Source organism: Flammeovirga aprica JL-4, from assembly GCF_012844305.1.
Taxonomy (GTDB): Bacteria; Bacteroidota; Bacteroidia; order Cytophagales; family Flammeovirgaceae; genus Flammeovirga; species Flammeovirga aprica.
The window spans coordinates 18,257-30,701 of the sequence record NZ_JABANE010000009.1 but is presented as its reverse complement, the minus strand read 5'-3'; the positions used below and the strand labels follow the sequence as shown (position 1 = coordinate 30,701).

10 protein-coding genes are annotated in these 12,445 nt (G+C 35.1%); 7 read left to right on the top strand and 3 right to left on the bottom strand.

Going from position 1 to position 12,445, the window contains the following annotated elements:
• Positions 1 to 13 precede the first annotated feature (13 nt).
• The 3 genes from HHU12_RS04825 to HHU12_RS04815 all read right to left on the bottom strand — a co-directional run bounded on the left by HHU12_RS04825 (position 14) and on the right by HHU12_RS04815 (position 6,718).
• The gene (locus HHU12_RS04825) at positions 14 to 1,201 is read right to left on the bottom strand and encodes a GlmU family protein (protein WP_205959781.1); all 1,188 of its coding nucleotides are present in this window, start codon (positions 1,199 to 1,201) and stop codon (positions 14 to 16) included.
• Between the two features lie 196 nt (positions 1,202 to 1,397).
• Positions 1,398 to 1,640 carry a type B 50S ribosomal protein L31 gene (locus HHU12_RS04820; RefSeq protein WP_062619101.1) on the bottom strand — a complete coding sequence of 81 codons (243 nt, stop codon included), beginning with the start codon at positions 1,638 to 1,640 and terminating at the stop codon, positions 1,398 to 1,400.
• Positions 1,641 to 1,774: 134 nt separating this feature from the next.
• On the bottom strand, positions 1,775 to 6,718 hold the full coding sequence (locus HHU12_RS04815; protein WP_205959780.1) for a lamin tail domain-containing protein: 4,944 nt from the start codon (positions 6,716 to 6,718) through the stop codon (positions 1,775 to 1,777).
• A gap of 288 nt (positions 6,719 to 7,006) precedes the next feature.
• Here HHU12_RS04815 and HHU12_RS04810 point away from each other — a divergent pair, with 288 nt between their 5' ends.
• The 7 genes from HHU12_RS04810 to HHU12_RS04780 all read left to right on the top strand — a co-directional run bounded on the left by HHU12_RS04810 (position 7,007) and on the right by HHU12_RS04780 (position 12,415).
• Positions 7,007 to 7,693, top strand: coding sequence for a Crp/Fnr family transcriptional regulator (locus HHU12_RS04810; RefSeq protein WP_169655504.1), 687 nt, complete (start codon positions 7,007 to 7,009; stop codon positions 7,691 to 7,693).
• Between the two features lie 263 nt (positions 7,694 to 7,956).
• Positions 7,957 to 9,231, top strand: coding sequence for a serine hydroxymethyltransferase (gene glyA, locus HHU12_RS04805; protein WP_082795984.1), 1,275 nt, complete (start codon positions 7,957 to 7,959; stop codon positions 9,229 to 9,231).
• Between the two features lie 173 nt (positions 9,232 to 9,404).
• Positions 9,405 to 10,244 carry a hypothetical protein gene (locus HHU12_RS04800; protein WP_169655502.1) on the top strand — a complete coding sequence of 280 codons (840 nt, stop codon included), beginning with the start codon at positions 9,405 to 9,407 and terminating at the stop codon, positions 10,242 to 10,244.
• A gap of 255 nt (positions 10,245 to 10,499) precedes the next feature.
• The gene (gene rplM / locus HHU12_RS04795) at positions 10,500 to 10,943 is read left to right on the top strand and encodes a 50S ribosomal protein L13 (RefSeq protein WP_062619110.1); all 444 of its coding nucleotides are present in this window, start codon (positions 10,500 to 10,502) and stop codon (positions 10,941 to 10,943) included.
• A 12-nt stretch (positions 10,944 to 10,955) separates the two neighbouring features.
• A complete protein-coding gene (rpsI, locus tag HHU12_RS04790) occupies positions 10,956 to 11,342 on the top strand; it encodes a 30S ribosomal protein S9 (RefSeq protein ID WP_044211815.1) in 387 nt (128 codons plus the stop codon).
• Between the two features lie 100 nt (positions 11,343 to 11,442).
• Positions 11,443 to 12,204 (top strand): 30S ribosomal protein S2, encoded by a 762-nt coding sequence (gene rpsB / locus HHU12_RS04785; RefSeq protein WP_062619111.1) that lies wholly within the window; start codon positions 11,443 to 11,445, stop codon positions 12,202 to 12,204.
• Between the two features lie 31 nt (positions 12,205 to 12,235).
• A complete protein-coding gene (locus tag HHU12_RS04780; RefSeq protein WP_044211810.1) occupies positions 12,236 to 12,415 on the top strand; it encodes a hypothetical protein in 180 nt (59 codons plus the stop codon).
• Positions 12,416 to 12,445 lie beyond the last annotated feature (30 nt).

The window sequence follows — 12,445 nt, the reverse complement described above, 5'->3', positions numbered from 1 at the left end:
TTAATGCAAAAAATTACATTCTGTCAAATTTACTCAATTCAAAAACTTTCTGAAGAATCTGACGATCGTGCTCTGTAAAATCCGCTTTTCTTCTTGCAAACACTCTTTCCGCTATCTCAATCATTTTATCCAAGTTTGCTACCTCATTAGAATCAATTGCTCCCCATGCAAACGAAGGAATGTGTTTCGGAGGGAAACCTCCACCAAAAATATGTGCAGAAACCCCCACCACAGTACCAGTATTGAACATGGTATTGATACCTGCTTTACAATAATCAGCCATCATCATACCACAGAACTGCTGTTCGGTACTTACATATTTTCTTTCTTTATAACTCCATATTCTTACTGGGCCATAATTATTTTTCAGGTTAGAGTTATTGGTATCAGCACCAAGGTTACACCACTCTCCTACAACTGAGTTACCCAAGTAGCCATCATGAGCCTTATTAGAATAACCAAACACCACAGAGTTATTGATCTCTCCACCAATTTTACAATGCGGTCCGAATGAACAATCTTCACGGATTTTCGCCCCCATATTGATACGTGTTCCTTCACCAATGGCACATGTACCTTGGATAATCACACCTTCTTCTATCACGGCATTTTTACCAATATAAATTGGGCCTTTCTGTGCATTCAAAATAGAAGCTCTTACTTCTACACCTTCTTCCACAAAAATATTAGCACGACCATATACCACTGTATGGGGATCTTCAATATGATGACTGATTCTTCCTTTAGTCACCACCTCAAAATCAAGCATAATCTGCTCTCTATTGTGAGTAAAAATTTCCCATGGATGTTTAATCAAGGTCACCTCTTCAGCCGGCACTTCAATTTTTTCAAAATCACCAGGTTCAGCATCTAGATGATCAAACTTTTCAGAGGTATGCAGTACCAAAAGATCTTCTCCTGAAACTAAACCCTGCCCATCTTTCAATTCCTGAATTTTCTGAATCAAAAAAGGATTTGGGCAAAGAGAACCATTAATATAATACTGGTCTGCACCATGTTTTAGTGGAAACTTACCTTGCAAATACTCTTCAGTTAAGAATGAAGTTTCTGCATTAAACGCCTTCTCCCACTTTTCATATATCTTAAAAATACCCACACGAATATCTGCAATAGGTCTTACAAACGTGAAGGGTAATAATTTAATTCTTGTCTTCGGATTGTCGAATAGTATAATATTCATAATAATTGCTTTAGACCATGTTACACACAAAATCGCAATGGTAAAATGGTGATTTACATCTGAAAAACTAAATATCCCAGATTAGATATTTAACGAACAAAAAATGACGGGACAAAGATGCAATGAAGAAAGTTAGGCACAAAAAAAATCCACAACTTCGTATGAAATTGTGGATTTTTTGTGGATAAAAACGAAATTATTTTTTTCCGTATCTTTTGTTGAATTTATCAACACGACCTGCAGCAGAGATAGCCGCTTTCTTACCAGTGTAGAACGGGTGAGAAGCAGAAGAAATCTCGACTTTGAATAAAGGATAAGTTTCACCTTCGAATTCAATTGTCTCAGATGTAGCTACTGTAGATCCAATAAGGAACTTTTCGTTAGAAGTCAGATCGTGGAATACCACTGGTCTGAAATCCGGATGAATGTCTTGTTTCATCTTATTAATATTTTTTACTTTTTCTGTAATCCCAAATCGAAATGCAAAAGTAATATATTGAAACTTATAACACAAAATAACTGACTATTAATTCGATAACATCTCTGAATATCTTAAAAAAAGTGCTAATCACGTCAATTCCAAGGGGCTACACTCACAATTTTTGTTTGTTCTTGTTGGTTTCCATTGTGATCAACTAATTGATAATACACTAAAAACTTACCCATTACACGCCTTCCCTCCTGATCTACTCCGTCCCATTTCACAAAATCTCGGCTTGATAATTCATAGTTACTAAGCCAAGGATAGATTACCCTTCCATGAATATCATAAATTTCCATCCTCAAAATTCTTAATGGAGAACTACTATTATTCTCAATTTTAAGATAATCATCCACTCCATCACCATTTGTAGTAATCAAGGTTGAAGAAAATACAAGACTTTCCCCCGCCCCTTCATTCAATTCATGATTCACAATTCTGGAATTTATAAATGTGGGTGTGGCAAAACCACTACTTTCGGTAGCTGAAGTCCAGTTATTAGGATTAGAAGAAGAAACAGTAAAATCAATTCTTTCTAAGGATATATCTTCCGTGTTGTTTAAAAAAGCTTGATGGTGTTTTTCAGAATAGTCATAACTCTCATGCACCTCACCTTTATACAGCAACACCACATTTCCTTCTTCATTTGGAAAGGAAGGCAGATTAATCTCCCTTATATCTTCTTTTTTTATTTTAGGGTAAAAGCTTAGCAACTTCTCTTGCTCTTTGGTAAAAACCATAAAACAACTCGAAAACAAGTAATCATCTACTTTAGATAATGCTACCATTTGTTCAATGACACCTTCTCTAACCCTGCCAATAGACCATTCTTTAAGGTTGATATACTCCCCAGCTTTTACATTAAAATAAACTTCTAGAAAATCAGTATTTAAAACACTCGGATCATATAATACTTCAGACAAATGAACATCTTCATTTAAAGAGGGATATAATATTTCAGAAGTCATCAAAGTAGAATTTAAGTTTCCTGAACAATCTGTGATGGTAGATATACTCACTTCTTGATAAAAAATATCAAAAGCGAGATCAATCGTTAGCTGTTTTCCTTTCAAGCTTACTTTATCAAAAAGGATTTTTTCATCATCTAAAATAATTTCAGTTTGGCTGGTCAATGCGATCACTTCTGAAAAATTCAACACCACTTTGTTTTCTTCTTCCTGCACGAAAGCATATTCCAAAATAGGCACTTGATGATCTATGACCGTTTCTTCAATAGAGTTTTTCACACCCGGTGTTCCTCCATTTTCATTTTCGGATGCCTGCCAATTTTCCACCCCCACACACGGACTCAATAGATCTCTCATTTCAATGGACCAACCACCTTCTTCTTTCAACTGATCATGATAATAGTCTAAAGTGTAACTGATAGAATGTATCATCTCATCCTCCTCGTTCACCAATGCTACTTCACCAGATTCATTCAATAAATTTTCCCAACTCGAAACACCCACTGAAGGGATTCCCAAACTATCAAATAAAGACTTATTCCCACTTGGAACTAGAACAGCATAATTTCTTGGGAAAATCCAATTATCAGGCAATCTCACCGTATCACCATCCACTAACATTATGCACTTATCCATATTGATTCTCAAATCGCTGTTATTATAAACCTCTATATATTCAGAATCAGGCATTTTGTTAATAGGTGAATGATCAATCATCAACTCAGTTATCAACAATTGTTGATAGTTAACCTTTGGTTTAATTACGAAATCTGCAATTTTTGATAATAATATGTTATTAAAGCAGTCTTGAAAGTTATCAACAATTAAACTTATCAACACTCCTTTCGGTAAATCCTCATTTATTAGCACTTTAAGAGTAGAGTTATCAACAAAAAAACACTTATCAACAGACTTATCAACATTACCAACACGATACTTGATAGTACTTTCAGTGGAAAACATATATATGCTTTTATCAAATGATATCAACATATTATGCTCATCCACCACCTCAATACTTACAATAGTAGCAGGCACAGTATCTTGGATAGTTTCAAAAACTGAATTCTGTCTTCCTAAAGTTCCTCCAATTTCAGATTGACTGGCTTTCCAATTTATAAAGGGATGACAATCAAAAGCTAAATCTCTTTTCTCTAGAGTGTATCCGCCTTCTGCTTTCAACTCATCTTGATAGCTTGACAAATCATAGTTTACACTATCAATCTTAGCATTACTTTGGGCATTATACAGCTGAATTATTTCTCCAGAATTATTAAGAGCACTCCAATGATTCACACCTATCACTGAGCTGTATTCAGACCATATTTCAACTTTTGTAGAAGGAACCAAAATCGCATATTCTTCAGGAGCAATAGCTTTATTTTCAAAAAAGAGCGTGTCATCACCCACAAGAAGACTGACAGAGAGTAATGATAAAGAATCACTCGAAGCATTATAAATTTCAATAGCTTCACCGTTCGGCAAACCAACAATTGGAGAAGGATCTGCAAAAATCTCAGTTATCATCAAATCTCCTTTTTCCACAGATGAAATTGAGAAAACACTCCCTTCAATCACCTCATCTGTTGTATTTGTATTTTGATCCTCTAGTCCTTCATAAATGACAAACTTGATGTCTTCTTTCCAATACTCATCATCAAAAGTTACTTCTACAGATTCAGCATCGACCTTAATAGAATAATCTGTAATTTCATGCTCATTTTGATATAAAAACAGCCTTTTCTCTAAAGAAGACTCGTCTATTTCCTCATTAAAATCAAGCAATAATTGAAAACGGTTCTTCCATTTAGAACCGGTCAAAAAGGGAGCTTGAGTATCATTAGTATAAGAAAATGAGTAATGAGGTAGTATTTTATTTTCACATGAAATCAGATCTTCGATAATGAAGTGATATTTTTCATTTTCTTTGATTGCTTCCTTGAAAAACAAATGTAACTGATCACCTTCAATAATACTGCTCTGTATTTCAATTTGAGGTTGAGCACTGATAAAAGGAACACAATTCGGTTTTAATGCATTTTCAAATTCAAGTACAATAGAATAATCAGTGGACGTTTCAATGGATTGGATCTCATTTTTTTTAAATGCAACCGTAAAATCCTTTTCACCAATCCTCAATACCCTTTGTTCTCCTTCAATAAACTTTGGTCTGAAATAAAAGTCCAACTTATCCAAAAATGTCTGCAATGAATCAATTTCAGAATTTCCCATCCTAAGAGCCTTCCCTTGAATGGCATCACCAACAATCCTTATACTACTATCTGAGAGGAAAAATATATTTTGGATCACTTCATTTTCATCGAACGAAATAGTAACCGAGTCAATTACATTTTGATTTTCATCTTCCACACCAAATAACTTTAGTGTTGGCGTTCGCTCTACTTTTACCATGGAGGTAGGGCAAGTTATATCCAAATAAAAATATGTAGAGCTATCAATAGCCACAATCTTTTCATCAAAAAGAATGGTATTAAAATCTTCCCCTTGAAAAGTATTCAAGATTTGAGCTTCGATAGTATCATATTCCAAAACAATCGTTTTAGTTTTCATTTCATTACCGAAAAGATCTTGAACAGCATTAATATTTAAAGTATATACAGCGTCTTGCTCAAATACATTTTCTTTGAAATTGATATCGATTTGATTCTCCCTAATTTGAATGTTGTCGGGAATTTCTCCTTCACCTATTACATAATTAAAAGGGTCATTATGATGAGAAGCTATTGGCTCATCAAAATACAATGTGACAAAATAAGGGCTTCGTATTTCAGCTGATTCTAATTTTGGAGCTCTAGTATCATTATAAAATGGTATAACCACATTTTGGGTATTTCCTTTTGTATCACTTAAAGCATCAATATGTAATTCATAACTTTTATTCGCAGAAAGTGCTTTTTGCAGTACAATGGTTTTCTTCCTGCTTTCATCACTCCTTAAAGTATCTACTACATTAATAGTATCGCTTTTTGAAATCAAATAAACACTTGAAAGGTCAAACAAAGAAACAGCCTCATTAAAAAATAAATCTATTACATAATCACTTTTCACATGCAATGAATCAATAGAAGGAGGAAAAAGGTCTTCGGCTAAAAACTGAAAAGTAGAATCATTGAAGTGATTGTCTGCTTTATCACAAAAACCACTTAATGCGACATTATATATACTATCAATTTCAAAATGCTGAGGAATCAATAAGGACAAAGAATCATGACTGAATGTATAAGGAGAAAGCAAGCCGTTTATCATCACACTTCCTTCACAATTAGCATTACCACTCAAAAGCTCATTAAATTCTATCTTTAAAGTATCCTGATGAGGTAAAAATGTGTTTACGACAAAGGGAGGTTGAGTATCAAGTGCCTTGAGTCTTACTGAATGAATAAAATTATCGTAATAAAAATGTTGCCCTCTGGCTGAAGATGAAAAAGATGATAACAGTCCTGTTGAGTAAGATGGAAATGAATGATCACTAAACTTTGCCTCTATCAATACTACTTCATCTAAATAAACATTCCATTTATCACCTGCTTTTTGAACTTTTACGTTATGCCATTGTGATGGACTGAGCGTTTGATGAACATCACCTATTAAATTCGTTTCACTATTTGCCTCATAAATTAATAATAACCGATCAGAAAACTCTAAATATAACAAGGTATCAGCATTAGAGAAAAGAGGTGTATTTTGACAAAGGATTAATCTTGAATAGTTCTTTTTCTGCAAACTAGAAGACACAGTGAAATCGTGCATTAAAGTTAACTCCCAAATCAAAGTATCTTTATCTGAAAAATTTTTGAGGTCTGAATTATGAATAGCCGTTACAAACCTTTGTCCTGATCCTCCTGTTACATTGACTTTTAATTGATTTTCAGTATTTATCTCAAACCAGCCTTGAGCGTCTTTCCCCGTTGTGAAAGTTTCACCTTTCCATTCTTCCAAATTTTCAAAACTCGATTCAATTAAAATGTTTTGAGCGAAAGAAAATGAAGAATAAAAGCAAAATAAAATAAGGCTGAAGAGAACCTTTTTAAGAGAAATTGTTAGCATAATTAAATTAAGTAAGAATAGAATCGTTAATAAGTTAGAATTTGCAGGGTTAATTTAGTGATTTCTCTCATAATAGAGAACAACTTAAGTCATAAAGAGTTTAGATATAAGAATCTACTTTTGTAGTGGATAATTCTGATAAAAGCGCACAGTTGGGGACACATTTGGTTCTCAGCTGTGTTTTTTTTGCCAAAAAAGTAACTAAAATCATCTTTTTTTAGCAAATCTCTAAATTTGATATTACTTTTAGTGTGCTTTTATCAGAATTATCCATTTACTTAAACAAAGATGAAATTGGTACAACCCTCTTGTGCTTGTAAAGTGAAGAGTAGCCAATCTATGTTTTCTTGTCTTACCGCTGAGCAACATGAGAAGCTTCAGTCTCATACATGTCACTTCTTTAAAAAAGGGCAACCTATCTTCCAAGAAGATTCTATGCCTACCGGAGTGTATTGTATAAGCGAGGGCCTTGTGAAGGTTACGAAGTTGGGAAGCAACGGGAAGGAACAGATCTTAAGAATTGCCAAACCTGGCGATTTCGTAGGCTACAAATCTCTTATTAAAGGGAGTCGCTATAGAGCTTCTGCTATAGCAATCGAAGATTCATCCATTTGTCTCATACCCAAAGCAATTTTCATGGAGCTTCTTCATGAGAATGTGGAATTTTACCAACAGATTGTCCATTTATTATGCGACGTAATTGACAACGCAGAAACTAAGATTACTGACATCGCTTATAAACCTGTTCGAGGAAGAATAGCGGAAGCCTTATTGGTACTAGACAAAGCGTTTGTAGACAAAGAGCACATCACTTTAACACGTGAAGATTTAGCAGGATTAGTAGGAACGGTGAAAGAAACGGCCATTCGTATTATCTCTGAATTCAAGCATGAAAAACTAATTGAAATCAATAAGAGAAGTATTAAAATTATCAATCCGGATGGATTAGTAAAAATTAGTCACCTTTACGATTAGTGAAAGGTTTGATTTCATATGATAAAGTCATTAAAGTTAAAAGTTCAAATTGAGCTTACTTTAATGACTTTTTTGTTACCCGATTATGAAAAAAAGAGAAAGTAGAGTGCTTTTTTTTCTTTTTTTCAATGGATTAAAGAATATTTTTTGTCATTTATAATTATTGAATAATAGGATTTTAGTAGTTTTGCATGTCTAAAAAGGTACAACCTCCTATTTACAATGGGATGAATCAACAAAACGAACAAACCCCTTTTGCAACCATGAAAAGAGATGACATCATCTTTGATCTTATAGATCGTGAAAAAGAAAGACAGATTTCTGGAATTGAACTTATCGCCTCAGAGAACTTTGTTTCAGAACAAGTGATGAACGCTATGGGCAGTGTATTGACAAACAAATACGCTGAAGGATTGCCTAGCAAACGTTATTATGGTGGCTGTGAAGTAGTAGATGAGGTAGAAAACCTTGCTATTGACCGTCTTAAAGAATTATTTGGCGCTGCTTGGGCCAATGTTCAACCTCACTCTGGTGCTCAAGCTAACGCAGCAGTAATGTTGGCAGTATTGAAGCCAGGTGATAAAATCTTAGGTTTTGACTTATCTCATGGTGGTCACCTAACACACGGTTCTCCTGTAAACTTCTCAGGAAAACTATACAAGCCTACATTCTATGGTGTAGAAAAAGAAACAGGTTTTATCGACTTTGATAAAGTTGTTGAAACTGCTCGTGAAGAAAAGCCTCAATTAATTATTGCAGGTGCTTCTGCTTACTCACGTGAGTGGGACTACAAAAAATTACGTGCTGTAGCTGATGAAATTGGTGCTTTATTATTAGCCGATATTTCTCACCCTTCAGGACTAATCGCTAAAGGTAAATTAGATGATCCTTTAAAGCACTGTCATATCGTTACTACTACTACCCACAAAACTTTACGTGGACCAAGAGGTGGTGTGATCATGATGGGTGAAGATTTTGAGAACCCTTGGGGATTAAAAACTCCAAAAGGTAAAGTACGTATGATGTCTTCTTTATTAGACTCAGGTGTATTCCCTGGTACTCAAGGTGGTCCATTAGAGCACGTTATCGCTGCTAAAGCAATTGCATTTGGCGAAGCTTTAACTCCTGAATATGATGCTTATACTACTCAAGTTCAGAAAAACGCTCAAGAAATGGCAAAACATTTCTTAGCAAAAGGTTATGATATCATCTCTGGCGGTACTGACAACCACATGATGCTAATCGACCTTCGTTCTAAAAACTTGACAGGTAAAATCGCTGAAAATACATTAATCAAAGCTGATATCACTATCAACAAAAACATGGTACCATTTGATGACAAATCTCCATTTGTTACTTCAGGTATGCGTGTTGGTACTGCAGCCGTTACTACTCGTGGCTTGAAAGAAGCTGATATGGGTAAAATCGTTGACTTCATCGACCGTGTATTGATGAACCACGAAAACGATGCGGAAATTGATAAAGTGAGAGCTGAAATCAATGAGTGGATGCGTCAATTCCCATTATTCCAATGGTAATTAAAATATACTTTTAGTACTAGCTACTAAAAAATAAAAAGCCAAGTTCAGCAATGGACTTGGCTTTTTTTATTTAAACCTAATTTTCAATAAATTATAAAACAAATGTAAACTACGGTCTACCTATTTTCTCTAAAATCGTTTAAAACGTTATAATATCTAATAATACTACAATGAAAAACCTATCAATCATTATCCTATCTATTTTATCTGTACAACTATTTAGCTGTTCAAATAATGACAATAATGAAACGCCTAATAATCCTCCATCGATTTCAATTGAAAATCAACAAGATATCTTAGAAGTCTATCCGCTTCAAGAAATACAGCTTGATGTTCTCGCCAAAACAAATAGCGATAAACCAATAAGCGACCTTGAGACCACAGGTGATGGTAGTTGTATTCAAGCACAAGACACCACACTAAATGAAAATGAAGGCTATTTGAATTATAGACAATTAGCTCCATACAGCAAAGGAGACTACACCATCACATTTACAGCTTATACTGATGATGGGAAAACATCAAATGTGGAACAAAAAATCAAAGTAGTAGCTGAACCTTTTATCATGGAAATCGACAGTACAAAAGTGCCTTCTTCAGCAGCTGAAGGAGACAAATTTACTGTAACAGGAACTTTTAAATCTGTACTTCCATACAATGGCACAACTACCTCTGTTGATATTCCCGGACAAACAGGTATTCAATTTAGAACAAGTGTATTAGAAGGTGGATTCGATGCTGTTGTAGACAACACTCCGGCTACACTTCCTCATTCCAATAGAATTGGTTTTGAAGTAAAAGAACATAACCTAGAAAAAGATAGCAACGGATATTATGTCTACAATTTCAACGTAGAATATACTGTAAGTAGACCTGGAGAAAATTCAGAATTACCTCAAAATGAATTTACAATATCAATCATTTACAATTATTACAACTCCACTATTGAGTGTACTGAAAATAGTACTCCAATGTTTGGAACATGGTCAAAAACAGTCACTATACAGTAAATTTACATTTAGTTTATAAAATATTAATTCATAAGGTGTTCATTATCAATAATGAACACCTTATTTTTATGGGGCGGTTATGAATTATTTAGACATATATAATTGCTAAAGTATTGGTAATCACAAAATAATGTTCTACCTTTGCCCGTCGCATACGTTAACCCGTATTGCGTGTTCAGGTCGAGGTATTTGCAAGTAGCTGTATTTCAGTGATGTAAATACTTCAAGTTTTAATAAATAAAACGAAGAATCACAGTGGATACACTCAGTTACAAAACTGTTTCAGTAAACAAGACAACTGCTCAAAAAGAGTGGATCTTGATCGATGCTGAAGGTAAAACATTGGGTCGTTTAGCTACAGAAATTGCTATGTACTTACGTGGCAAGAAGAAGCCTAGCTTTACACCTAACGTTGACTGTGGTGATAACGTAGTTGTTATCAACGCAGAAAAAGTGAAGCTTTCAGGTAAAAAGTGGGACGAAAAAGTATACCTTCGTTACTCTGGTTACCCAGGTGGTCTTAAATCAAGAACTGCTACAGAAATGAAAGCAAAGTTCCCAACAAGATTAGTTGAGAACGCAGTAAAAGGCATGTTGCCGAAAGGACGTTTGGGCCGTGATTTATACCGTAACTTGTATGTATATGCAGGTGGCGAGCATAAGCATGAAGCACAACAACCAAAGAAAATTGAACTTTAATAAAATTTAGTGATGGAAGTAATTAACACTTCAGGCAGAAGAAAAACTTCTGTAGCAAGAATTTACCTGTCTCAAGGTGAAGGAAAAATTACTGTCAACAAACGTGAGTTTGCGGATTATTTCCCATCTGAGGTTTTGCAAATCAAAGTGCAACAACCATTAGAATTGACTAATGAGTCTGGCAAGTACGATATCAACGTAAACGTACAAGGTGGCGGTATCAACGGACAAGCTGAGGCTGTACGTTTAGCTATCTCTAAAGCGCTATGCGAAATTGACGCAGAACACAGATTGACATTGAAACCAGAAGGTTTCTTAACTCGTGACCCTCGTATGGTCGAAAGAAAGAAACCAGGTCGCAGAAAAGCGAGAAGAAGATTCCAATTCTCGAAGCGTTAATCTGGATTATGCAGTTATTTTGGCAAAGATGGTCTTATACAGACTATCTGCCATACTGCTTTAAATTACGTTTTGCAAAAAACTCTACTTGTTAGAAACAATGAAAAATTTAGAATACAAAGAACTGCTTGACGCAGGTGTTCACTTTGGTCACTTGACCAGAAAGTGGAACCCAAAGATGGCTCCTTATATTTTCATGGAGCGCAATGGTATCCACATCATTGACCTGAACAAAACAAAGACATCTTTAGAGCAAGCACAAAATGCTTTAAAAAATATTGTGAAGTCTGGTCGTAAAGTGATGTTTGTTGCTACTAAAAAGCAAGCAAAAGACATCGTTGCACAAGAGGCTGCACGTTTAAAAATGCCTTACGTTACTGAGCGTTGGTTAGGTGGTATGTTAACTAACTTCCAAACTGTACGTAAGTCATTGAAAAAAATGACATCAATTGACAAGTTAATGAAGAGTGATGAGTACAATTCATTAGCTAAGCGTGAGCGTCTTATGATGCAACGTGAGCGTGAGAAGTTAGAAAGAGTATTGGGCGGTATCGCTGACCAAACTCGTCTTCCTGCTGCGTTATTCATCGTTGACGTTAAGCGTGAGTCAATCGCTGTAAAAGAAGCTCAAAAATTAGGTATCCCAGTTTTTGCAATGGTTGATACAAACTCAAACCCTGAAGGAGTTGATTTTGTAATCCCTGCAAACGACGATGCATTCAAATCTGTAAGTGCTATCATGGGTGCTGTAGGTTCTGCAATCGAAGAAGGAATTGGCGAGCGTAAGAAGGAGCGTGACGAAGCTGCTAGTGCTGCTGCTGAAGCAGAGAAAAAAGCAGCTGATGAAGCTTCTGCTGAGTAATTCACCGTATTACCTTTAAAATTTGATTACAATGGATATTAAAGATATCAAAGAGCTTGAAGCTAAACTTCACGATTTAAAAGTGAAGCAAGGCGACATCTTCAAAGCGAAGAAAGCTGAGCGTGATACTGCAGCTCTTGAGGCTATCCGTACTGAGATGGCTGAATTGAAAGCTAAAGTAAAAGAAGGCTTAGCAGCTAATAAGAAATAATTCAAGCTTATTAGGGTTTAAAGCCGGACC